Annotated in this window: 23 protein-coding genes and 1 tRNA gene; 18 read left to right on the plus strand and 6 right to left on the minus strand. The window is 33.3% G+C overall.

All coding sequences use genetic code 11. From position 1 onward, the window contains the following. Nucleotides 1-103 precede the first annotated feature (103 nt). On the plus strand, nucleotides 104-1,270 hold the full coding sequence (chrA, locus tag BN349_RS19590; protein ID WP_019244016.1) for a chromate efflux transporter: 1,167 nt from the start codon (nucleotides 104-106) through the stop codon (nucleotides 1,268-1,270). A 149-nt stretch (nucleotides 1,271-1,419) separates the two neighbouring features. Continuing rightward, nucleotides 1,420-1,493 (plus strand) — tRNA-Gly (locus tag BN349_RS19595). Between the two features lie 169 nt (nucleotides 1,494-1,662). Here the strand turns inward: BN349_RS19595 and BN349_RS19600 are convergent. Continuing rightward, complete coding sequence (locus BN349_RS19600) at nucleotides 1,663-2,328, minus strand: B3/B4 domain-containing protein (RefSeq protein WP_019244017.1); 666 nt, start codon at nucleotides 2,326-2,328, stop codon at nucleotides 1,663-1,665. A 129-nt stretch (nucleotides 2,329-2,457) separates the two neighbouring features. Between BN349_RS19600 and queG the strand changes: the two genes are divergently transcribed. The 8 genes from queG to yhbH all read left to right on the plus strand — a co-directional run bounded on the left by queG (nucleotide 2,458) and on the right by yhbH (nucleotide 10,933). Then, entirely contained in the window at nucleotides 2,458-3,585 is a 1,128-nt protein-coding gene (gene queG, locus BN349_RS19605) for a tRNA epoxyqueuosine(34) reductase QueG (RefSeq protein WP_019244018.1), read from the plus strand. A 214-nt stretch (nucleotides 3,586-3,799) separates the two neighbouring features. After that, nucleotides 3,800-4,663, plus strand: a complete 864-nt coding sequence (locus BN349_RS19610) for an amidase domain-containing protein (RefSeq protein WP_019244019.1) — start codon at nucleotides 3,800-3,802, stop codon at nucleotides 4,661-4,663. Nucleotides 4,664-4,735: 72 nt separating this feature from the next. Continuing rightward, nucleotides 4,736-5,209, plus strand: a complete 474-nt coding sequence (gene trmL / locus BN349_RS19615; protein ID WP_019244020.1) for a tRNA (uridine(34)/cytosine(34)/5-carboxymethylaminomethyluridine(34)-2'-O)-methyltransferase TrmL — start codon at nucleotides 4,736-4,738, stop codon at nucleotides 5,207-5,209. Nucleotides 5,210-5,512: 303 nt separating this feature from the next. After that, nucleotides 5,513-6,148 (plus strand): LysE family translocator, encoded by a 636-nt coding sequence (locus BN349_RS19620; RefSeq protein WP_026089401.1) that lies wholly within the window; start codon nucleotides 5,513-5,515, stop codon nucleotides 6,146-6,148. 210 nt (nucleotides 6,149-6,358) lie between these two features. Then, nucleotides 6,359-6,790, plus strand: a complete 432-nt coding sequence (locus tag BN349_RS19625; RefSeq protein WP_019244022.1) for a CBS domain-containing protein — start codon at nucleotides 6,359-6,361, stop codon at nucleotides 6,788-6,790. A gap of 400 nt (nucleotides 6,791-7,190) precedes the next feature. After that, a complete protein-coding gene (locus tag BN349_RS19635; RefSeq protein WP_019244024.1) occupies nucleotides 7,191-9,086 on the plus strand; it encodes a PrkA family serine protein kinase in 1,896 nt (631 codons plus the stop codon). A gap of 70 nt (nucleotides 9,087-9,156) precedes the next feature. Next, the gene (locus tag BN349_RS19640; RefSeq protein ID WP_019244025.1) at nucleotides 9,157-9,336 is read left to right on the plus strand and encodes a hypothetical protein; all 180 of its coding nucleotides are present in this window, start codon (nucleotides 9,157-9,159) and stop codon (nucleotides 9,334-9,336) included. A gap of 427 nt (nucleotides 9,337-9,763) precedes the next feature. Further along, nucleotides 9,764-10,933 carry a sporulation protein YhbH gene (gene yhbH / locus BN349_RS19645; protein ID WP_019244026.1) on the plus strand — a complete coding sequence of 390 codons (1,170 nt, stop codon included), beginning with the start codon at nucleotides 9,764-9,766 and terminating at the stop codon, nucleotides 10,931-10,933. Nucleotides 10,934-11,097: 164 nt separating this feature from the next. On the opposite strand, the gene BN349_RS19650 is transcribed toward yhbH, so the two are convergent. The 3 genes from BN349_RS19650 to BN349_RS19660 are packed head-to-tail and all read right to left on the minus strand — an operon-like array spanning nucleotide 11,098 to nucleotide 12,752. Beyond that, nucleotides 11,098-11,883, minus strand: a complete 786-nt coding sequence (locus tag BN349_RS19650) for a DUF4097 family beta strand repeat-containing protein (protein WP_019244027.1) — start codon at nucleotides 11,881-11,883, stop codon at nucleotides 11,098-11,100. Beyond that, nucleotides 11,876-12,436: an HAAS signaling domain-containing protein gene (locus BN349_RS19655; protein WP_019244028.1), complete on the minus strand. Its 561-nt coding sequence runs from the start codon at nucleotides 12,434-12,436 to the stop codon at nucleotides 11,876-11,878. The genes BN349_RS19650 and BN349_RS19655 overlap by 8 nt, the downstream gene beginning before the upstream one ends. Then, the gene (locus BN349_RS19660; protein WP_019244029.1) at nucleotides 12,429-12,752 is read right to left on the minus strand and encodes a PadR family transcriptional regulator; all 324 of its coding nucleotides are present in this window, start codon (nucleotides 12,750-12,752) and stop codon (nucleotides 12,429-12,431) included. Before BN349_RS19660 ends, BN349_RS19655 begins: the two co-directional genes overlap by 8 nt. An 857-nt stretch (nucleotides 12,753-13,609) precedes the next feature. Between BN349_RS19660 and BN349_RS19665 the strand changes: the two genes are divergently transcribed. Then, a complete protein-coding gene (locus BN349_RS19665) occupies nucleotides 13,610-14,632 on the plus strand; it encodes a PTS transporter subunit IIC (protein ID WP_019244030.1) in 1,023 nt (340 codons plus the stop codon). Between the two features lie 281 nt (nucleotides 14,633-14,913). Here BN349_RS19665 and BN349_RS19670 read toward each other — a convergent pair whose 3' ends face one another. After that, nucleotides 14,914-15,366 carry an AraC family transcriptional regulator gene (locus tag BN349_RS19670; RefSeq protein WP_019244031.1) on the minus strand — a complete coding sequence of 151 codons (453 nt, stop codon included), beginning with the start codon at nucleotides 15,364-15,366 and terminating at the stop codon, nucleotides 14,914-14,916. 368 nt (nucleotides 15,367-15,734) lie between these two features. Between BN349_RS19670 and BN349_RS19675 the strand changes: the two genes are divergently transcribed. The 6 genes from BN349_RS19675 to BN349_RS24385 all read left to right on the plus strand — a co-directional run bounded on the left by BN349_RS19675 (nucleotide 15,735) and on the right by BN349_RS24385 (nucleotide 22,922). Then, on the plus strand, nucleotides 15,735-16,646 hold the full coding sequence (locus BN349_RS19675; protein WP_019244032.1) for a D-alanyl-D-alanine carboxypeptidase family protein: 912 nt from the start codon (nucleotides 15,735-15,737) through the stop codon (nucleotides 16,644-16,646). A gap of 119 nt (nucleotides 16,647-16,765) precedes the next feature. After that, the gene (locus BN349_RS19680) at nucleotides 16,766-17,722 is read left to right on the plus strand and encodes an LCP family protein (protein ID WP_019244033.1); all 957 of its coding nucleotides are present in this window, start codon (nucleotides 16,766-16,768) and stop codon (nucleotides 17,720-17,722) included. A 692-nt stretch (nucleotides 17,723-18,414) separates the two neighbouring features. Then, nucleotides 18,415-19,110, plus strand: coding sequence for a copper homeostasis protein CutC (locus tag BN349_RS19685; protein ID WP_019244034.1), 696 nt, complete (start codon nucleotides 18,415-18,417; stop codon nucleotides 19,108-19,110). Nucleotides 19,111-19,357: 247 nt separating this feature from the next. Continuing rightward, nucleotides 19,358-20,074: an MBL fold metallo-hydrolase gene (locus tag BN349_RS19690; RefSeq protein ID WP_019244035.1), complete on the plus strand. Its 717-nt coding sequence runs from the start codon at nucleotides 19,358-19,360 to the stop codon at nucleotides 20,072-20,074. A 1-nt stretch (nucleotide 20,075) separates the two neighbouring features. Next, nucleotides 20,076-20,654: a TetR/AcrR family transcriptional regulator gene (locus BN349_RS19695; RefSeq protein ID WP_019244036.1), complete on the plus strand. Its 579-nt coding sequence runs from the start codon at nucleotides 20,076-20,078 to the stop codon at nucleotides 20,652-20,654. 123 nt (nucleotides 20,655-20,777) lie between these two features. Then, a complete protein-coding gene (locus tag BN349_RS24385; protein ID WP_019244037.1) occupies nucleotides 20,778-22,922 on the plus strand; it encodes a beta-propeller domain-containing protein in 2,145 nt (714 codons plus the stop codon). Nucleotides 22,923-22,998: 76 nt separating this feature from the next. Here BN349_RS24385 and BN349_RS19705 read toward each other — a convergent pair whose 3' ends face one another. Continuing rightward, nucleotides 22,999-23,619: a DNA-3-methyladenine glycosylase gene (locus BN349_RS19705; protein ID WP_019244038.1), complete on the minus strand. Its 621-nt coding sequence runs from the start codon at nucleotides 23,617-23,619 to the stop codon at nucleotides 22,999-23,001. Nucleotides 23,620-24,107: 488 nt separating this feature from the next. Here BN349_RS19705 and BN349_RS19710 point away from each other — a divergent pair, with 488 nt between their 5' ends. After that, on the plus strand, nucleotides 24,108-24,419 hold the full coding sequence (locus BN349_RS19710) for a PTS sugar transporter subunit IIB (protein ID WP_019244039.1): 312 nt from the start codon (nucleotides 24,108-24,110) through the stop codon (nucleotides 24,417-24,419). The last annotated feature ends 26 nt before the right edge of the window (nucleotides 24,420-24,445 follow it).

Below are 24,445 nucleotides of genomic sequence, written 5' to 3' on the forward strand. Positions count from 1 at the left end.
TAAGATTTTGTAAAAAATCGAGTGATTTTCCTTTTGTATGTATAGACTCATATATAATAAGAAAAATTGTGTTTTTTAACACGTAAAGATTATAAGGAGGAAAATGAAAGTTAGAAACTATTTAGAAATTTTTCTTGTATCATTGAAACTTGGACTTACTTCTTTTGGAGGGCCGATTGCTCACTTAGGCTATTTTCAAAATGAATATGTGAAGAAGAAAAAGTGGCTTGATCAAGATACATACATGCAGATAATTGGTTTGTGTCAATTTTTACCTGGACCTGCTAGCAGTCAAGTTGGTATGGCAATTGGAATGATTAGAGGAGGTATTTACGGAGGAGTTCTTTCTTTTTTAGGGTTTACACTTCCATCTGTACTTGTTTTGGTATTTTTTGCTTATTTATTTGGTATATATCAATTTTCTGGTATGGGATGGATTCATGGATTAAAGTTGGTCGCAGTAGCAATTGTAGCCCAAGCTGTATTGGATATGTCAAAAAAAATTTCAAATAATCGAGTTCAAATTGCAATGGCCATCGCGGCAGCTGCAATGATATTGTTGTTTCCCTTACCATTTATACAAATCATTGTTATTGCCATAGCAGGATGCATAGGGATTTTCGTTTTTAGAAATCAAAAAGATGTTTTCACTGAAACATTCCATATACCGATAAGCAAAAGAATTGGGATGCTTGCTTTCATTTCCTTTTTCGCACTATTAATTGGGCTTCCAGTATTAAATAAGTTTTTTGATCTTACCTGGATTTCTATCTTCGATTCGTTTTACAGAGCAGGTTCTCTTGTGTTTGGCGGGGGACACGTTGTTTTGCCGCTACTAGAGCAGGAAGTAGTACCAACGGGATTACTGAATAAAGAGGAATTTCTGGCAGGCTATGGATTAGCACAAGCGGTTCCAGGACCGTTATTTACATTTGCAAGTTATTTAGGAATGATGATTTCAGGTGTGATGGGGGCATTAATTGCAACACTAGCCATCTTTTTACCAGCCTTTTTATTAATTGTAGGTTCCTTACCGTTTTATGGACTAGTTAGAAATCAACCACTATTTCAAGGAGCCTTTAAAGGAATCGGAGCAGCCGTTATAGGAATTTTGTTAGCTGCTTTATATGACCCTATTTGGACGAGTACAGTGCAAAATAATTTAGATTTTATTATAGTAATTATTTTATACTCATGTCTCGTTTTTTGGAAGTTGGCACCGTGGAAAATTGTTTTAATAGGAGCTTTATTAGGTACAATTGCCTTTTAAAATAGAGATGTAAAGAGGAAGATTCATAAGTATACGATATGTGAAAAAACAAAGGTATACTTATGAATATTTTTTTAAAAACTACTTGCAATAAGGTTTGAAAAGGTATATAATCAATTTTGTTGTTACAAATTTCGACAAAAATATATGCGGGTGTAGTTTAGTGGTAAAACCTCAGCCTTCCAAGCTGATGATGAGGGTTCGATTCCCTTCACCCGCTCCATACATAGCTACTAACGCAGTGTTTCGTTACATAGGAGAACGAGGCATTGCGTTTATTTATGTTTTTAAATACTATTAAACAAGGAATTTGAGACAAAATTTTTTTACTATGAAATAAAAGGATGCCTTACTATATGGAAGAGAAGGCATCCTTTTGTATAGTTTTTGTATTAGCGATATATGGTAAAGCTTCCTTCTCCTCCATGTATGCTTAATAACATGTTCATCAAAGATTCTGTTAGTTTTTCAGATTCTTCTAAGGATAAAGAAGGTCGTAAATAAATAAATTGAATAGCATTTGTTGTACTAGTTGTAACAATCGTTCGTTTAGAATCGACATAAGGACTTCCGAAGGCTCCAATTTCATCTTTTGATATAATAATGTTTTTCATGGTATTATTTCTTTCGTTAATACCTAAATATTCATCAGTTTCTTTACCGATAGTAAATACAATGTTTCCCTGGATATGTGCTAAATCATAAATGCCTAGGGGACATTCGTATTGTAAAGAAAAGAAATTATTAATATCTGTAGCTGTATGTATAGAAGGTAAATAGTTCTGTTTTTTTACTCGGCGGTATAAAGCTTCAGCTGAGTGACGATAACGAGAAGGGTCACCTCCAGCTAATTTAAAAACATTTCTCCATTCTTTTAAACCTGGAAAATCCATTAATTCTTTTTCCTGAGTTTCAAAATATAGAGATTCCTGAAACATCTGCAATCGTCCTTTTAACATTTGAGGAGAATCACTTACGGTTATAGAGTGATAGTAAATAGCAGCTATTTTAAAGTCTGGAATTTTTTCTTTTAATATAGAGTCAATTTGGATAGTCAAGGGATCATCTCCTATGGTTTTGGTAGTTAGTCCTTTTTATTGATAAATATTTGTGAATTTATAAAGAGCGATAACTGCTTTTTTTTATATATTTTACCATATTATCCTATTTAGAAAGGAGGTAAACTCTTGGATTATAAACAATTGAAGTATGATATTATCCAATATAGTAAACAAATTGGAATCGATAAAATTGGCTTTACAACAGCTGATCCGTTCGTTGAATTAAAGGATCGATTAATTAGACAACAGGAATTGAATTATCAGTCGGGGTTTGAGGAACCAGATTTGGATAAACGTACAGATCCTTCCCTTTTATTTGATCAACCAAAGTCGATTATATCGATTGCATTAGCTTATCCGTCTAAAATGAAAGAGCATATACAAGGCAAAAAGGGAGAAAGAAGAGGAATCTTCTGTCGAGCATCCTGGGGAGTAGATTATCATGTATTAGTGAAAGAAAAGCTACAGATGCTAGAACAATATCTATTGGATAAAATTCCAGATGTGCGTACAAAATCTATGGTTGATACAGGTGAATTATCAGATCGTGCTGTTGCAGAACGAGCTGGGATAGGTTGGAGTGCGAAAAACTGTGCGATTATTACACCAGAATTTGGTTCTTATGTTTATTTAGGTGAATTGATTACCAATCTTCCTCTTGAACCAGATGAACCTTTAGAAGATCAGTGCGGCTCATGTACGAAATGTTTAGATGTCTGTCCAACAGGAGCGTTAATTGAAGGCGGACAAATAAATGCGAAGCGTTGTATAGCTTTTTTAACTCAAACAAAAGAGGTTATACCAGAAGAACTTCGAAAAAAAATCGGAAATCGCTTATATGGCTGTGATAGTTGCCAAACGATATGTCCGAAAAATAAAGGAATAGATTTTCATTATCATGAAAAAATGGAACCTGATCCTGAAATTGCAAAGCCATTGCTAACACCACTTCTAACGCTTAGTAATCGTCAATTTAAAGAGCAATTTGGTCATTTATCTGGAGCGTGGAGAGGAAAGAAAATTATCCAAAGAAATGCCATAATCGCTTTAGCACATTTTAAAGAGGAAGAATCACTTGAAGCATTAGAGGAAGTATTAAGAAAAGATCCACGTGCTGATATGCGAGGTATCGCAGCTTGGACAATTGGAAAGATTTCATCTGAAAGAGCAGACGATGTATTACAGAGAGCTTTGTTAGCTGAAAAGGATGAAACCGTATTAGAGGAAATTAAAAAGACGTTAAGCAACAGATAATTACTTCTGTTGCTTATTTTTTTTCATTTCTTTCATATATTTTTATTATGAAGTTATTTGCTCTTATGTTTTTGTTCGTTCAATACGATGTTTGTTTAACTATAGCGATTCGTATTTGATTGACAGAGGTGTATCCTATGATATGGATTGGCATTGCTTCAATTCTTCAACATATGTGAATCGTTATGGTTTTTCATAAAAAGGAGGTTAAGACTTGAAAAAACAACTGCAGGAGCATTTGCAAAAACGTTGTCAGGAATATGTTGATGATTCTACTTCTCTTAGTTGTACTAAAGTGGAATTGAAATCCAACTTATTTCAAAAAAGAAATGCTCAAATTGTATATGTAAAGGCGAGAGGAACCATTCGTTCTCATCACTCAGCAGATGAACGTTCAAGTGTTAATTATACAATTCATTGGCAGTTTTTTATTAAGCAAAATCAAAAATTTTATATCGAAGAAGAAATGGAGGAGCGTAAGGCCTATTTTGATAGAGAGACATTAGTGGAAGATGAAGAAGTCATTTTACTGTTTTCTGAGGAACAATCATCTGCAAAATGGAGGAAAGATACAGATTTACGTATTCCCTTTTATTATGATCGATTAAGGGCCGTTCAGTATGCAGAAACATGGTGGAATGAGTTCAATCCTTCATTTGAGATGTTCGAGAACGACTGTACAAACTTCATTTCGCAATGTTTACTAGCTGGCGAAGCACCCATGAGAGGAGCACCGAATCGTTCAGCTGGTTGGTGGTATAACAGAAATAACTGGAGTTATAGCTGGGCAGTGGCTCACGCATTTGTTTTGTATTTATCTAATTCAAAAACAGGATTAAAAGCCATTGAAGTAGATTCTCCTGAGAAATTGTTATTAGGTGATGTCATTTGTTATGATTTTGAAGGTGATGGACGTTTTAATCATACAACAATTGTAACAGGAAAGGATGCAGAAGGGATGCCACTCGTTAATGCGCATACGACGAATAGTCGTTTAAGGTACTGGTCATATGAAGATTCAACAGCATATACACCAAACATCCAATATCGATTTTTTACAATTGTAGGCGATGAATAAGACCGAATCAGAAAAGCATGATATAATTATAAGATATGAATTGAAGATATTTTTTAGAGGTGAACATATAAGGTGGCAATACACGTAGTATTATTTCAACCCGAAATACCTGCAAATACTGGTAATATAGCAAGAACTTGTGCAGGAACGGATACAATTTTGCATTTAATCCGTCCACTTGGTTTTTCAACAGATGATAAAATGCTAAAAAGAGCAGGATTGGATTATTGGGAGTTTGTCCAAATCCATTATCATGATAATTTAGAGGCTTTCTTTGAAAGTACTAAAGGCGGCGAATATTTCTATATAACGAAATTCGGTAAAAAAACGTACACAACATTTGATTATAGTGACGTTTCTAAGGATTATTATTTCGTGTTTGGTAGAGAGACAAAAGGATTACCTCCAGAACTGATTCAAAATAATCTAGAACATTGCCTGCGTATACCGATGAATGACAATATTCGTTCTTTAAACCTGTCTAATACAGCAGCAATTCTCGTTTATGAAGCATTACGTCAACAAAATTATATTCATTTGAAATGATGAATTAAAAGCATGTCTTTTCTTTATTGAATAGATGTGCTTTTTTATGAAGGTTGTATTTTCATACTTTGTCTATCAACATAGGTTTCAGTTGAATTCCGTTTCAGGACGCTTACTTTATGAGTATCGGATTTGATCCCCCCTTACACGTAGATTCTAATCCTTATGCTTTTCGCCTAGATGGCGTTTACTATGAATAAAATTGTGAAACAGTGAACAGGAATTTATTATTATCTTAAGTCCACATTGTTATAAATATATGTTAAATTTAAAATACTGAATTTTTAGATAAATGGAGATGTAATTATGAATCATTATTTTGTATTTGTTCTTATGTGTATTTTTTTAATTCTTTTACCTGGACCTGATGCGGCTGTTGTCACCAAAAATACGCTAGTTATGAAGAAGGTAGGTGGCTTTAAAACATCGCTAGGTATATGTTGTGCGTTAATGATTCATACGCTGGCAGCCATAGTAGGATTATCTGCAATCATTGTGAAATCTTCTTTTTTGTTTTCTATTTTTAAGTATGTAGGAGCGGTATATTTAATTTATTTAGGAATTAAAACATTATGGGCTTTGAGAAAACAAGAGCAGGCTGTAGAAATTCAAGCTGAAAAAGTGAATAATCATGTATCCTGTTTTAAACAAGGTTTTTTTACGAATATTTTAAACCCGAAGGTAGCAATTTTCTTTTTAACCTTTTTCCCACAATTTGTTGATCCAAAAGGAGATACTTTGATTCCTTTTCTTATCATGGGAATCACATTTATTGCTTTGTCAGCATTATGGTATTTGTTTTATGTATCTTTAATTATTCAAATTAGTGAATGGATGAGGAAGCCTATTGTTCAAAAAGGAATTGAAGGCATTACTGGTATTGTTCTTATTGGATTTGGAATAAGATTAGCATTAGAAAAAGCACAAAATTCAGTTTAACCATATAAAAGCGGATGTTTGAGAAGCCTAGCTTTTTCAGACATCCGTTTCTTTTGGCTGTTGTATTTGTCAATTACCTCGCCTTGTTATAGCATCTTGTATTTTGACCCTTTATATCTTGTTTCCATCTTGCTAGTGATGTTCTTAGTATAATTTTGGATAACAAGAAAAAAATACATGATAGGTATAGGTATGAAGGAGAGATGACAGATGAAAACAGTTAAAGATGTAATGACGACAAATATTCATTATTGCACTCCCTTAGATAATGTATATGAGGTAGCTGTTCTGATGAAGGATTACGGGATTGGTGTAGTACCAATTTGTGAAGAGGGTATTCTACTAGGGATGATAACAGATCGAGACATAGCGATAAGAGGAGTAGGAAGTAAACGTCCGGGTTCAACAAAGGTTACCGATATTATGAGTGAAAACTTAGTTACTATATCACCTAATACAAGTATTGATGAAGCTGCTGAAATTATGTCTGATGAGCAAATACGGAGATTACCGGTTGTAGAGGGAAATCGTCTCGTAGGAATGGTTTCTCTTGGAGATCTTGCGGTGAGAAAAAACTATGAACACGAGGCGAGCCAAGCGTTAAGTGAAATATCTGAAAACCATAGTGAATGGCAACACTAAAAGAAGACAAGCTTCTCAATATGAGAGCTTGTCTTCTTGTATGTAGCTAGCGCCTGAAGAAAATAATTATTTAGTACTTGGTTTATCATTATAACCAGAAGTAAAGATTGCGATTAAGAATGTAAGACTCACTAAAATAATTAATGTTAATTTCAACTGAATTCCCCCTTTTCGAAAATCACCTAAAATATCCATTTATTCCATATATAATCATTATATCGGAAGTGCGGCTACGATAAAAGGAAAACTATGGCTATTTTCGTACAAGTTCACATGCTATTTCTTTTTCATATGTTAAGTAAAGGATTGTTTAAATCAGCAAGTACTCTTTAATCATTATTATGCTTGGTTGTGCATAGATTATAGAAACATCTCTGAAAAAACTAGGGGAGGTTCCTTTATGGATATTTTGAGAAAAATTGAAAGATATAGAGAAGAAGAGCAAAAGTTAAAGTGGGAAGGCACCTTCGCAGAATATTTAGAGCTTTTAAAAGAGCGACCTTGGATTGCTCAATCCGCACATTCTCGTGTCTACAACATGATAAAGGATGTCGGAATAGAAGAAGTAAATGGAAAGAAAAGTTATCGTTTTTTCAATAGCCAAATGTTTGGTCTCGAAGAATCATTAGAGAGATTAGTAGAAGAATATTTTCATCCAGCTGCTAAAAGATTAGATGTTAGGAAAAGAATTTTATTGTTAATGGGTCCTGTTAGCGGAGGGAAATCGACTCTTGTTAGTATGTTAAAAAGAGGATTAGAGCAATATTCTCATAGCGATCTTGGTTCCATATATGCAATTAAATCGTGTCCGATGCATGAAGATCCTCTTCACCTTATTCCACAACATTTACGAGAAGATTTTTTTGAGGAGTATGGAATTCGGATAGAAGGAAATTTATCACCTCTTAATGTTATGAAGCTTGAACAAGAATATGGTGGACGAATTGAAGATGTAATGGTTGAGCGTATCTTTTTATCAGAGGATAAACGTATAGGAATTGGAACCTTTAGTCCATCAGACCCTAAATCGCAGGATATAGCTGATTTAACAGGGAGTATCGATTTCTCAACTATCGCAGAGTATGGATCAGAGTCGGATCCACGTGCTTATCGTTTTGATGGAGAGCTCAATAAAGCAAATCGAGGAATTATGGAATTTCAAGAGATGTTGAAATGTGATGAAAAGTTTTTGTGGCATTTGCTTTCATTGACACAAGAGGGAAATTTTAAAGCAGGAAGGTTTGCGCTCATTTCAGCTGATGAACTTATAATTGCTCACACCAATGAAACTGAATATCGTTCTTTTATTTCGAATAAGAAAAATGAGGCGTTGCATTCACGAATTATCGTTATGCCGGTTCCGTATAATTTACAAGTTTCCCAAGAAGAAAAGATTTATGAGAAAATGATTAGAGAAAGTGATGTAAGAGATGTGCATATAGCTCCTCATACATTACGAGTAGCAGCGATGTTTACCATTTTAACTCGATTAAAAGATCCGAAAAAGGGAGATATTGATTTAGTTAAAAAAATGCGCCTATATGATGGAGAAAGTGTTGAAGGCTACAATACAGCAGATATAGAAGAATTGAAGAAAGAGCATCAAGATGAAGGAATGTCAGGCATTGATCCACGTTATGTCATAAATCGTATTTCTTCGACTATTATTAGAAAAGAAGTAGCATCCATTAATGCATTAGATGTATTACGAAGTTTAAAAGAAGGATTAGATCAGCATCCATCGATTACGAACGAGCTAAGAGAAAAATATTTAAACTACATTTCTTTAGCTAGAAAAGAATTCGATGATATTGCTAAAAAAGAAGTACAGAAAGCGTTCGTTTATTCATACGAAGAATCTGCTAAAACGTTAATGGATAATTATTTAGATAATGTTGAGGCATATTGTAATAAAACGAAGCTTCACGATCCTTTAACTGGGGAAGAAATTACACCTGATGAAAAATTAATGCGCTCTATTGAAGAGCAAATTGGTATTTCAGAGAATGCCAAAAAAGCATTCCGTGAAGAAATATTAATTCGAATTTCTGCTTATGCTCGTAAAGGGAAGCGTTTTGATTATAATTCGCATGATCGATTACGTGAAGCTATACAAAAAAAATTATTTGCTGATTTAAAAGATGTCGTAAAAATTACAACTTCTAGTAAAACACCAAATGAAGAACAATTGAAGAAAGTTAATGAAGTAGTCGCTCGATTAGTAAATGAGCATGGTTACAATACAACTTCTGCAAATGAACTACTTAGATATGTGGGCAGTTTGTTAAATAGGTAAAAAAAACTAATGTTTACATTTATTTGAATCGGGTATTTTAAAGGTACAGATGTTTAAGGAGTGATGATATATGAATCAAAATCCAAAGAAAACATTTAATAAAGATTTTGTACCAGAAAATAGTTCGATGGCAAAAGATTTAGAAGAAGTGAAAGAATTAGGCAAACAAATGGAGCAGATGGAAACAGCAAAAGAACTTAGAGAAGAGAAGGATTTAATTTCTGATCCAATACAAGAAAAGCATCTATAAAAATTTTTATAGGGCTATCTTAAAAATGATGCTTCATCGTTTTTAAGAAGCCCTTATGCTATTACAAAGAGTTTTTACTTTGGTATATGGACGATTAGAGAAATATTTTGGTGGAAGATGGAATAGTAATCCGTTCGTTTTACAAATGAAGTCTGTTTTTTTGTGTGATCAGTTTCACTGTTTGCATATGTAGTATTGGTTTCAAGTTTGGGGAACTTCTTGTTTTAAGCGAGGATTTTCATTAGGACCAAAAGTAGGTAAAAGTACAATTGTCAAAATAATTCGCAAATTATAAGAGATTCGTGCATAAGATAAAGAAACCAAAAATTTTATCTTATACACACTATTGCATAGAGTAGTTGGGTCGTTTCACAAGACTGATGTTTAAGTAGTTGCATTCAATAATTTCATAGAGGAGGGGAACAGCATGTCGGTTAACAGCAACCATCAGTATGTTATTTCAAAAGAAGATTGGTCCCTCCATCGCAAAGGATTTGATGATCAACAACGTCATCAGGAAAAGGTTCAAGAGGCCATTAATAATAATTTACCTGATTTAATCTCAGAAGAGAGTATTGTCATGTCAAATGGCACTGATGTCATTAAAATACCGATTCGTTCATTAGATGAATTTAAAATTCGCTACAACTATGACAAGAATAAGCATGTTGGTCAAGGCGATGGAGATAGTCAAGTTGGCGATGTTGTAGCAAGAGATGGATCAAGTAATCAAAAGGGACCTGGGAAAGGCCAAGGAGCAGGAGATCAAGCTGGAGAAGATTATTACGAGGCTGAAGTTTCTTTATTAGAGCTAGAAGAAGCGCTTTTTAGTCAACTAGAGCTTCCTAATCTGAAAAGAAAAGAGCACGCAGAGCATACTGTAGAATTTATTGAGTTTAACGATATCCGCAAAACAGGTTTAATGGGTAATATTGATAAAAAGAAAACGATGGTTTCAGCATTTAAACGGAATGCACTTAATGGAAAACCAGGTTTTCATCCCATTTTTCAAGAGGATCTTAAATTTAAAACATGGAATGAAGTCATTAAACCTGATTCAAAAGCGGTTGTGCTAGCGATGATGGATACTTCAGGTTCTATGGGTATCTGGGAAAAGTATATGGCACGCAGCTTCTTCTTTTGGATGACTAGATTTTTGCGAACGAAGTATGAAACGGTGGAGATTGAATTTATTGCCCATCATACAGAAGCAAAAGTGGTTTCTGAAGAGGATTTTTTTACTAAAGGGGAAAGTGGCGGCACAATTTGTTCCTCTGCCTATCGTAAAGCGTTAGAAATTATAGAAGAGAAATATCATCCTGATAAATTTAATATTTATCCATTTCATTTTTCAGATGGTGATAACCTAACATCCGATAATGCGCGGTGTGTGAAGCTGGTCGAAGAAATTATGAAGGTATCGAATATGTTTGGCTATGGAGAAGTGAATCAATACAATCGTCATTCTACACTTATGAGTGCGTATAAAAATATTAAAAATGAACAGTTTTTGTATTATATTTTAAAACAGAAATCAGATGTATTTCACGCCATGAAGAGCTTTTTTAAAAAGGAAGAAGATAAGCAATTTGTGTAAAACAAAATCATTATAAAGTTTAAAGACATCTAAGCGGTGATTTAAAATCACTGTTTAGATGTCTTTTTATCTCAATATGGCTTTATTGCCTACTTTGTATAGTAATATGAATGTCTAAAAAGGAATAGAGATTCACTTTTTAGATAGCCCTTTTGTTTTAAATTTTATTCTACTTTGATACTTCCGGTTTTTGTTTCTAGTTTCAAAGTATGCTGACTATTGCCGTTTGTATAAGTATTGGTATCTTCACCAAAAATCGAAGTGCTACCAATTTTAGTATTCGCTGTAATCATGTAGTTTTCTGGTTTTTTATCTGTAAAAACTTTTATAGATCCAACAGAACTACTGATTGAGCCAGGATGTTGTAAAGAGTCAGTATCTACTTTAATAGAGCCAGCTTCACTTGATAATACAAGATTTTTGGTTTCTCCGAAAACCTTTATGGAGCCAACTTGTGAGCGTGCAACTGTTTTTAATACATCTACATCTTTCATCTGTATACTGCCTGTTTTTGAAGATAATACAAGATTTTTAGCCTGTATATTAGCCACTTTAATAGAGCCAACACTATTATCTACAATTATTTTTTTGAATTCTTTTTTTGGAAGATACACATACATTTTGTCTTCATTATATCTGAAATTGATTCCTAACTGAAATTGGTTTTTATGTGAAGTTTTTATAAGTAATGTATCTCCGTTAATTTCGACCTTTGGCTTCATTGCTTTATTTGATTGGGATGTTTTTATAATAATTTCATCAGATGTTCCTTCAACAATTTCAAAAGCTCCATAGCTTGAGTTAAGTTTGATTACTTGAATAGAATCACTTTGTATTTTTTGTGTATCTTGTTGTTCGATATTTGTAAAATAAGCTTTAGCAGTAAAAACGGTTCCAATAATTCCAATGGTCAGAAGGAAAATAGCAAGTATAAATAGCTTTTTATGCATGGTTTATTCCTCCTTTGACAATGGAAATATTCCAACGATAATACATTTTAAAACCTTTTGAAACTATTTTTGATAAATGATACATACCTACTAAAAGAAAAATACCTAAGCCAGAGCAAGCGATGGCGACAAAAAATTCAAAGAGATAATAATCATTAAATCCGAGTACTAAGCTTAGAACTTGAAGAAGAGGTGCTGCTGTTAAGCAAATACCAGCTACCCAACCACCGAATAATACACCTATAAGACCAATTGCTGGTCCAAGTATAAAAACGAGATTGAAGAAGCCGAGAGCGATTGTAGCAACGATAGAACCGAATGAACTAGAATTCTTTGTTGTATTCTCGGATAAATCCAAGCCACTATTAACTCCTAATTCTTTCGCAATAATTATGGGTGATCCTAGTTTTTCTACAATTTCTTCCTCTGATTTTCCTTCTGTTAAACCGTTGGCAAAATACTCGTTATAATCAGTTAAAATATCTTCACGCTCCTCTTTAGATAAAGAAGAGAGTAAGCGTTCTAATTCATTTAAGAATTGTTTTCTATTCATTTTGTTCACCTTCCTCGATAATTTGATTTACAGCTAAAGAGAAGTCCTTCCATTCTTGAACCAACTGTTTCATATATAACTGACCACTATCTGTTAAATGATAATATTTACGCGAAGGACCTTCTGTTGATTCTTTAAGATAGGTTGTAAAATACTCTTCTTTGGTTAATCGTCTTAATAAAGGATAAACGGACCCTTCGGATATTTGGAATCTATCTGAGATGTTTTGAACTAACTCATAGCCGTAGCGATCTTTTTTATTAACTAATACAAGTACACATAATTCTAGAACGCCTTTTTTGAATTGAACATTCAAATTTTGTCCTCCTTTCTGCAACTACTGTTTAATGTATAGTACTGAGTTAACTATAGTATGACATTTACTATTATTTAATGCAAGGTAGTGAAAAATTTTTTAAACAATATGCTAAACGATCATTTACATGTTTTTGCAAAATAAGACCACAATACCTTCCAGTGTACTGTGGTCTTATAGCTTTAATTTGAATTTTGACTTTCATTTCTGCTCTTTCGCTGTCTTTTAATCTTGGACAAATATAACATTTTTCACCATCTTTACGGCAGTCGTACAAGCAGCAAGCAGAGCGTAAAATCAATTTCTCATCTGGTTGATAAGGATTATCTACGTAACAAATTTTATGTTTGAAAGGGTTGCGGCTGCGATTAAATATTTCAGGTGATAATGTTCCACAGCAAGACGGACTGATTTTTCAAATGAAAATTATTATTTTAAACTTTTTATAACTTTATATTTATATAATGGTGAGTTGCGAATATTTGATAATAAATTCATCTAATTATTGATACAAAAAACATTTATGTTTTAAAAATCTTCTTTTGAAATAGATTAAATGTTTTGCTTTTTCAGAAAATAAGTGTTAGTATTTCAAAATAACAAATAGAAAAGAGGTACCTAAGATGAGAAGATTTAACAGTAAAAATATAAATCTTATAACTCTCATATTATGCTAAAGGCTCAAGCGTTTCTAACATATTAAAAAACGTTTGGGTTACGCTTGTTATGAAGTAGTGAATGAAGCGAAGTGCTCAAACGGGATGCATATATTTCCCGTCCTTAATGGTCAGGGTTTTTTATTTGAATTCATACGTTTGAATATTCGGAATATTTATGCAGCATAGGAGTGGTACAAGATGAGTAGAAAAGAATATATCATTGATCGCATGTTTAAGGCTTCAACAGGAATTGCGAATGCCGTATTAGTAACATTAGGGATTGGCCTTTTATTTGAATCAATTGGAAATTATTTAGATTGGGAGATGTTTCTAACAATTGGTGGGGCGGCTAAAGTACTGTTAGCTCCAGCGCTAGGTGCAGGGATCGCCTATCAACTTGGAGGTAATTCATTAGTTATCTTTAGTGCAATGGCTTGTAGTACTGTTGGTGGTGCAGCGATTAATCGGACCGCAGAGGGTGCTATTACGATTGTGACTGGACAGCCTATTTCAGCAGTGTTAGCTGCAATTGTTGCAACCTATGTAGGCAAAAGAATGCTAGGAAAAACAAAACTCGATATTATGGCTATTCCATTAGCGGCTATTTTTGTTGGTGGAATTGCAGGTGTTGGTTTGGCAAAGGTTACAACGCCATTATTAAATTGGATTAGTGGACAAATTACAGAATCTGTTTCTGGTTCACCTTTAATTGGTTCAATTGTTCTTGCTCTTGTATTTAGTTTATTATTAATGACACCAGCATCTTCAGCTGCACTAGCAATTGCGTTACAATTAGATCCTGTATCCAGTGCAGCAGCACTTATCGGTTGTACGGTACAATTCGTTGGCTTTACATTAATGTCATTAAAAGACAATGACCTTGGAGGTTTCCTCGCACAATCAGTGGTAACACCGAAGGTTCAGTTTCCAAACTTAATTAAAAATCCAATTTATCTAGTACCAACTTTAATTGCTGCAGCGATTAGTGCACCGATTGCAACGATGCTATTCAATTTTCAGGTTCCTTATGAATTGGGAGGAATGGGATTAAGTTCTTTAATTGCACCAATTAATATCGTCACATCACAAGGCATACAAGTATTTTTCATTTATGTAGCAGTAGGAATGATCTTACCAGCAATTATTACACTTATTTTGCACAAAGTTTTAAAACTAATGGGAAAAGTAAAACCAGGAGATCTTCACTTAGAAGTAAATTAATCATCCGTTTTTACTAACCATACTTGAATCTTTTCATATATGAATAGAAAGGTACCTAAAGAATTTTTCTTTAGGTACTTACAAATTGTCGCCAAAAGGTATGGATAGGGTTTCCTCTTCATATCTTTTGGTATTTTTATTGAGTACTAAGGCTCTATTGATATTGAATTTTGAATAGCTTGTTTTGTTCAATTGCAGCTAAGCTGAAGAAGTTATTGGCTTAATAAGCCACGTGCTCTTCTCAATGATAAAGTATTACGTAAGTGAAAACTACTAATCAACTATAACGGTTTAACAGGTACACATATTTCGCAATAATGGCTTTTAACCAAATCGTCCGTGTATCTTTCCAAAATGGGCTTGTTATCAATTTGATATCCACTATTGTGTAAAGCAGGAAATATTTCAGCCCATGCTTTTTGAATATCTTCTGCTGTATGTTTAACTTGGAAGGTTGCATATTCGCCACCAGAAAGTTCGCCTTCATAAACAGAATCCTCTAATGGATAATCCATAGAGATTACAATACAAGCATCATATCTACAATTTTCTGAAAGTGTTATAGCAGGATTATCTTGTGGAATTCCAAATATTATTGCTGATTTAAAAAGATTTTTCTTTTTAGCCCATCCCTTTAAATTTTCCATTACCTGACTGTTAGCGGGTCCATAAGGACCGACTTGTCGCATATATGCAACGCGATATTTTGGGAGAGTTTCAATTTTAAATGTCATAGATCGCTTCATCCCTTCTTCATTTGAATTTGTGGGGTACATTTTGAATGTAACATGCTTTAAAAATATATACGCTTTATTTTTATAAATTATTGAAAATGACAGGAACGTTAGTAGAAAAAGAAACAGTCGAGATTCTGGACTGTATGTAGCGAGGAAAGTGCATCGGCCCTGCATGTGGAAATCAATAAGGTTATTTTATATTTTGCACTATATAGAAGATAGGTGAAGAAGGTAAGCGATTGTTCTTATCCGAATGAGGAATGATGCTTTTTATTAACTTTAAGAAGTTCTTAAGATTCTTTTTAATCTCTCTTAAGATTGATTGGCTATCATGATAGTAGAACTCATGTAAGAGGAGAATTAAAATGATGAAAAATTCGAAATTCGTTTGGGTTATAGCCATCGCCATTATTATATGTGTAATTCCTAATTTAAAAGAGCTTGTTTCTTCTAAAGAAAATGAGTGGAAAAGAGCCATTTATCAAAAAGGGATGAATGAGCCCTACATTTCAGGAGAGGCAGCAATTGTTCTCAATCAACAATCTGAAAAAGTTTTGTTTTCTAAAAATGAACATGAAAAATTATATCCTGCCAGCACCACAAAAATTATGACGGCATTATTAGCTATAGAAAAAGGAGATTTAGAGGATGTTATTATGGTGGGTAAAGAAGTTTCTTTAAAGGAGTCAGGAGAAAGTACAGCTTATCTTCAAAAGGGTCAAACCCTAACATTAAAACAATTATTGTCCGGATTAATGCTTCCATCTGGCAATGATGCTGCTCGAACAATCGCAATTTATGTTGCAAATAAAGAAAAGCCTGGCTTATCCAATAAGAAAGCTATGGAGTATTTTGTGAGCTTAATGAATAAAAGAGCGAAAGAATTAGGGGCAAATGAATCGAATTTTATGAATCCACATGGTCTTCATCATAAGAATCATTTCTCAACAGCATACGATTTAGTAAAAATAGCATCTGAAGCAATGAAGCATCAAGAGTTTCAAGAGATTGTTAATCAAAAAATGTATAGAGATTCAGAATTAACATATTCGAATCGCAATAAATTATTAGATGATGATAATGATTATTTTTATAAAGGTGCAAATGGAGTGAAAACTGGATATACAGATGAGGCTGGCTATTGTCTTGTTTCATCAGCTACAAGAAAGAATCAAAATGTAATTGCTGTTGTTTTACATTCGACAAAAAATGATGTTTGGAGCGATTCGATTAATCTATTAGATTACGGTTTTTCTTCTGTAAAAACTAGTAACTAAGACTTAGGTAAAATTTAGTTTATATAGATTTTTGAGAAAATATTGTCTACTTTTGGCTTGTTTGATAAATTAGAACTAGGTAATTGTTTATTCTAAAAATTCAAATACGGAGATTGTTCATGAGTAGATTAAGGAGAGCGAAAAAAAGAAAAAAGAAAAAGATTGTTATATCAACGATTCTAGGTATTGCTATATTTTTAATTAGTGGTATTTCTTATGCAGCATACGGGTATTACAGTAGTTATAAGGATGCAGAAAAAGCAACTGGTATAAAAAAAGAGGAACTCGATTTTAAAGGAGATCCATTCGAAGGAACGATGAATGTACTCTTAATAGGAGTAGATACCCGTGGTGAGGAAGCCTCTAATTCTGATTCTATTTTACTAGCACAATATGATACTAAAACAAAAAAGGCGAAGCTTGTATCATTTTTACGAGATATGTATTTAAATATCCCTGGTAAAGAGAAGAAATATCGGATTAATGCATCCTATTTAATGGGTGGAGAAAGTTTATTGACAGAAACACTTAAACAGACTTTTGATATCGATATTCACTATGTAGCTATTGTCGATTTTAATGGATTTATTCATGCAATTGATACAGCTTTTCCAGACGGCATTGAGATTAATGTAAAGAAAGAAATGTCTGAAGGTATATGGCAAACATTGCATCCTGGAGTACAAAGACTAAATGGCAAACAGTTATTAGGTTATTCACGTTTCCGAAAGGATGCAGAAAGTGATTTTGGAAGAACGGAGAGACAGCATGAGGTACTACAAGCTATAACAGATGAAATCGTCAGTGTTAAAGGTATGATGAAAATGCCTCAAATGATAGGTTCTGTTCAGCCGTTTATTACAACAAATATAAAAACGGGTACTTTATTAAGTGTGTTAGCATCCTTTTTCTCAAGTGATGATCATACGATTGAAAAATTAAGAATTCCAATTGATGGTGCTTATGAAAATATCACACTAGATGATCAGTGGAGATCACAAGTATTGGATATTGATATAGAAAAAAATAAAGAGGCATTGCATGAGTTTTTAAATAGTGAACCAGTTACTGAATAAATCATAATAGAATAGTAGATAAAGTAATATAAAGAAAGTACTTAATTCTGCAGAGGATTATGATAGAGATTGTGTTTTTTTACTAAAGGCTGTTTTCTAAAAGATGGTTGTTTTTGAATAAGCTCGGTGGCGCATATATAGAGTGTAAGGATTGAAACTCCTTGTGGAAGCAGCGGGGGAGGCTATAGGTGAACCGGCTTTTATAAATAACATGGTAGTATAGGAACAACTAAGTCTGTAATCCTCTAAAAAATGGATGCAGGCTTTTTGTTTTTTATATAGTATTATGATAAATAATGCTTTTTTGATATAAAGCTAGAATAGTGATAACAGTGGTCATAAAGAGAGTTATAGATGAAGCTGCTTTCTAAAAGATAGTTGTTAAAACTAACATAAAAGGTCTATAGGATCGTAAGGTACTAGACTCCTGAGGAGAACAGCTGGGGATCCCAAAGGCTGGAGCTGAATTCAATTTAGTCTATATTTACTAGCTTGTTCCACGACAATAAAGTATGCGAAAACAGTATAAGATAAAAAGATGTAGTTAAGGAAGATAGCATTTGGTATTTTACGGAAATATATACCGATTTATTATTGTTCGGTTATAATAATGAGAGAAAAGCATAAGATGGTGCTATCGATATAACTTGGACATCTTAGAAAATTAGTAAAATGAAAAGAAGGTGGATAGCATGATTTTAGAATGTATTGTGCAAAATGAAAAAGACGCTATAATAGCTGAAAAATTAGGGATTAATCGCTTAGAATTGGTTTCAGCCATATCAGAAGGTGGATTAACACCAAGCTATGGAACAATCAAACGTATAATAGAAAATGTAGCCATTCCTATTCAAGTTATGATTCGACCTCATAGTTATCATTTCACATATGATGAGAGTGATTGGAATGTGATTCGTGAGGATTTAATAATAGCAAAAGAGTTAGGCGTAACAGGCATCGTATTTGGATGTCTGAAAAATGGAGAAATTGATCAATCACTTTTAGAAAAAGTAATTAATTTAGTTCCTGATCTTGATATTACTTTCCATCGTGCCTTTGATGAATTACATCATCAAGCAGATGGTTTAGAAGTCCTTTGTCAATATAGTAAGCATATACGACGCATCTTAACATCAGGTGGCATGGCTAATGCTGTTGAAGGAAGAGAAAAGCTTCAACAACTCATGACGTTATCTGATGTTTGGCACGGACCAAAAATTTTAGTGGGAGCAGGACTTCAAGCGGATAATATTTCTGAAGTTCATTCATTCTTAAAAGCTGATGAATATCATTTTGGTACGGGTGTTAGAATAGGAGGCTCATTAGAGAATCCTTTTGATGAAGAAAAGGTAAGTAAAGTTCTTTCAGTACTTCATTCAGAAATATAATTAGTAAAACAGAGAGATTAGTTAAATGAATCGTAGCTAGCTTAATCCATTTATGATTTTATAAAAATATCAGTTTGATTAATCAAGCAAGATAGACGCAACTTTATGACGTTTGTTATAAGGTTGCGTTTTTATTTGCCGTCGTAACCTAAAAAACAATGATTCACATCCAACTGGAAAAAACTCGAAAAACTAATGGTGTTAGTTATAATAAAACTAGTACCATTAGTTTTCAGGAGGCCTAATTATGAGATTGACTAAAATGAATACGATTTATCAACTTTCCTTCATGACTCATTTTTTCCCTGTAAATTGCTATTTAGTTGAAGAAGTAGATTCTTTTACTTTAATTGATGCGGCTCTTCCTTTCTGTAAAAAATCTATCTTGAACACGGCACGTAAATTAGGAAAACCCCTTAGTAAAATTGTATTAACACATGCTCATAGTGACCATTTGGGAGCTCTTGATGGATTGAAAGAAGAACTTCCTAATGTGGAAGTTCTTTTGCCAAAACGAGAATTAAAGTTGCTTGAAGGAGATTTATCATTAGAAGAGGGAGAAGGCAATATGCCGATTAAAGGGAGTTTTCCAAAGAAAATGAAAACGAGACCTGACACGTTAATAAATGATGGAAATCAAATTGGGTCCTTGGTAGCTATTCATTCACCAGGCCATACTCCAGGAATGATGGCGTTTATGGATGTTAGAAATAACAGTTTAATTGCTGGGGATGCTTTTCAGACAAAGGGAGGAATAGCTGTATCAGGTAATTTGCGTGTAAGCTTTCCATTCCCCGCCTTGGCTACGTGGAATAAAGAAGTTGCTATACAATCAGCAGAAAATCTATTAAGCTTTAAGCCATCCCTTTTGGCAGTGGGGCATGGAAATATCATGACTAAACCAGAGAAAAATATGAAACAAGCAATAAATCAAGCTAAAAAATATCTATTGGGAGGGGAATGATATGGCACCTCAAGCTGGGTTAAATCAAGAGATTATAACGAATAAAGCACTTGAAATAGCTGATAAAGAAGGGATGGATGCAGTAACAATGGCTACATTAGCAAGGGAGCTGCATGTCAAAACACCTTCTTTATATAATCATGTCAAAGGATTAACAGAAGTAAAGGAAGTTATGGCAATTAAAGGATTTAACCTCCTTTTTCAACATCTAAAGGAAGCTACTTTGGATGTCAGTAAAGGCTTTGATGCTATTCAAGCTATGGGAAAAGCTTATATAAGATTTGCTAATCAATATCCTGGAATGTACGAGGCTTCCTTATGTACTCCTGATTTATCATCAAAAAAAGTTCAAGTTTCAGGAGATGCTATTATCAGTTTGATGAGAGAGGCGTTGTCTATATATTCATTAACTGAATTTGAGATGATTCATACTATAAGAGGAATAAGAAGCTTATTGTATGGATTAGTCGATTTAAAAAGAAAAGGTGGATTTAATTATCAAGTAGACCTTGAGGACTCTTTAGAAAGTATTATTGGAACCTTTATGAAAGGATTGGATGAGAAAATGAAAGATAACTAGAAGGTATGAAAAAATGATTATTAATTAAATACCATAGATCATATAGTAAGCTACTATATTTCGTGATGTAACTTTCTTAATTTTCTGTCGTCTAATTGGTAAACAGGAAATGGAAGTGAGAATATGCGAAAAAAGGGATGGTGGATCGTAGGCATTTTTACAGCAGTAGTAATTTGTTTTTGGGGTGTATGGCAATTTGGTACGACGAAGATTACAAATAGTCAGGTAAAGGGTTCAGAAAGAATAATTTTGACGAATTCGAATTTGAAGATTTCTTTTTCGAATCCGATAAAGGCTTCAAGCATCAATTCTGAAAGAATAAAGGTTAAGGATGAACAAGGAAAGTTAGTCCCTATAACTTATAAGCTTAGTGATGATCGAAAGATGTTGATTGTTTCCCCTCCGAAAGAAGGATTTAATCTACAAACGAAAAACTACGAATTATCTATTTCTGATAACATAACATCAAGCATAGGAATACCACTATTGGGCGAAAAAAAGCTTGCATTTACAGTAGCAGCTACTTTACCGAAAATGCAATCAAAAAAGCAATTACAAGAGTACATGAAATCTTTTTTAAACAAAGAAAGGCCATTTGCAAAATCAGAGTTCTTTCAAAGTTCAAGAGAAGATAAAGCTGAAAAGACTTCAAATACTTCAAATGATTTTTCGCAAACGAATACACAAGTAGCGGGAATTGATGAAGGCGATGTTGTGAAAACAGATGGTAAATATATCTATACGATAAGTAATCAACAATTATTTATTACCCAGGCTGTTCCAGCAAAGTCAATAAAATTAACATCGTCTATCCACTTTAAAAATAACTTTTATCCGAGTGAGTTGATGCTTTCCGAGCACAAGTTAATGGTAATTGGTCATGGTTTTGATGAAAATCGAGGGAAATCTACAGAGGATAAAGTCGAAAAAATCATGCTAAATGGTTATACGAAAGTTTTCATTTACAATATTAGTGAAGCATCAAAACCGAAATTAATGAAAGAAATTGCAATGGAAGGCAGCTATGTTACGGCTAGAAAAAACGGAAAATTCTTATATTTGGTAGCGAACCAATACCCAGATCTATGGATGCTAAGAGAAGATACAACAGCTGTTATGACTCCTCGATTTTTTGATAATGAAAAAGGGGTATACGAACAGAAAGTAAGTCAAATAAGTTATGTGCCAGAGTCCAATGAATCAAATTACGTTCATATGGCAGCAATCGACTTAGAGGATGAAAAAATACCATATAAGATAGAAACTTTATTAGGCAGTGGAGAAAATATCTATATGTCTGAAGAAAATATGTATATTGCCGCTACGAAATATGGGGACCAAAATAAAAACAATTTCACTCAACCGTATACGGAAGTATATAAATTTAAAATAGATGGCTTAAATATGACGTTCTCTAGCATGGGTGAGGTAGAAGGTAGAGTTCTTAATCAATTTTCTATGGATGAACATAAAGGACATTTTCGCGTAGCGACGACAGAAGATCATGATATCACGAAAAGAGATTCTTCAACAAATGCTCTTTTTATATTAAATGACAATATGAAAAAGGTTGGAGAAGTGAATAATTTAGCTAAAGGGGAACGGATCTACTCTGTTCGTTTTATGGGAGACAAAGCGTATATAGTGACATTTAAGCAAGTTGATCCCTTATTTGTCATAGATACAAGCGAACCAACAAAACCAAAGGTATTAGGAGAACTCAAGATTCCGGGATATAGTACTTATTTACATCCTTATGATGAAAATCATTTAATTGGATTTGGATATCACACAGAATTAGTAAAAAATAACTTTGGTGGAGAGCCTAACGTAAGAAATAAAGGAATGAAAATATCCTTATTTGATATTACAGATTTTCATAATCCAAAAGAAAAAGATTCTGTTATTATCGGCCGAGCTAGCGTGGAATCTCCTATCCTTTATGACCATAAAGCATTATTTCAGCACAAGGATCAACATTTATTTGGTTTTCCAATCACTGTATACGATGAAATAGAAAATTTTGAAACGAAGCTAACTTTCGACGGAGCGATGATATATGAAATTACTCCTGAAAAAGGCATAGTTCAAAAAGCAAAACTAGCTAACGATAGTCAAAAGCGTGATTATCCTGATTATGATGAAATGATTCGAAGAATGATTTTTATTAAGAACGATATATATTCAATTTCTAATAAAAGGATTAATGCTTATCAATTAAGCAACTATGAGAAAATCGGTCAAGTAAAATTACCATTGAAATACTAAATAAAAAAAGTTGAATCTACATTCGAAAGGATGGATTCAACTTTTTTTATTTTAACCATTGTATAAATATATCATTTTATTTAGAGACAAAAGGATTATTTGAAATCCAAAAACGGTAAGGATAATCTTTTGCTTCACCCGAATTTTGAATACCAATACGTTTACCAACAGAAATATTAGATGGAGTAAATCCAGTTGAAATCGTTAAAGAGGAAGAAAAAAAGGTTTGTCCATAGTCAGCCATTGTAATATTCATAGCTTTAGTAAGCTTCCCTGGACCATTTGTTAGTTTCTTTAAATCTGTTATCCCTCTTCGTTTTTTCATGATTTCTTTCCCGACAAAAGGTTCAATAGCTCTTATTAAGATCGCGTTAGGAGTATCTTTGGGAGCACAAACAACGTTTACTAGGCAATGGGTATGCATTAAGTATGTATATATGTGACCAGGTGAATGAAACATAATTTCAGTACGTTTCGTTCGCTTGTTATTAAAACTATGTGCAGCACGGTCATTTGCTCCCATATAGGCTTCTGTTTCAACAATAAAGCCAGCTGTTGAGCCCTCTTCATCTTCTTTAATTAATAAGCAGCCTAAAAGAGATTGAGCTAATTCTAATGTTGGTTGATTATAAAAGCTTTCAGGAAGTATTTCAGGAATTAAAAGAATTTGGTTAGGATGTAGCGTTTTATTTTCCATGGTCCGCTCCTTCTTACATAGGTATGTTCGTAATGAAATAATGATAAAAAGAGGTTTTTATAGTGATAAAAGAGAAACCATAATATTCAAATTGTTTCATCTTTTTTATACTGCTTGTAAGTTAAAGCCTAATTGTTCATATATCGTACTTTAAATCTATTCCATAATCAAACACTAGTCATCAATCCTAAAAAAACAACACAAAAACGAAACACTAATGAAATGAACGAAACACTAGCATCTTTTCATTAGAACACTACTGGTATTATAGGGAAACAGTAAAAATGAAGGACGAGTTTCTCTATTTAAAACATGAGACAAACGTTGAAAAATAGGGATTTTAATTCATGAAAATGAAGATGATATAAAGTTGGCATGGCAATTGCAATAGAAATAAGTGTAAATTTCTTTCGAAATCATTTACCGTGCATTTATTCATAATCATTTTATTTTGGTAAATGTACTGAAAAACAAAGGAGGCATTATTAATGAATATCTTATTAGTTTGTTCAGCAGGTATGTCTACTAGTTTACTAGTAACGAAGATGGAAAAGGCAGCAGCAGCAAAAGGGGTTACAGCGAAAATATGGGCTGTATCGGGAGAAGCAGCAGAAGCAAACATGGATCAAGCGGATGTTTTACTTTTAGGTCCTCAAGTTCGTTTTTTATTGAATAAGATGAAAGGGCTTGCAGAACCGAAAGGGGTTAAGGTAGACGCTATTAATCCAGTGGATTATGGAATGATGAATGGAGAGAAAGTGTTAGAACAAGCAATAGCTATGTTGGGCACGAAAGCATAATAAACACTTTATTATTATGGAAAAGA

This window comes from Bacillus sp. AP8 (genome assembly GCF_000321185.1).
Taxonomy (GTDB): domain Bacteria; phylum Bacillota; class Bacilli; order Bacillales; family DSM-1321; genus Bacillus_AD; species Bacillus_AD massilioanorexius.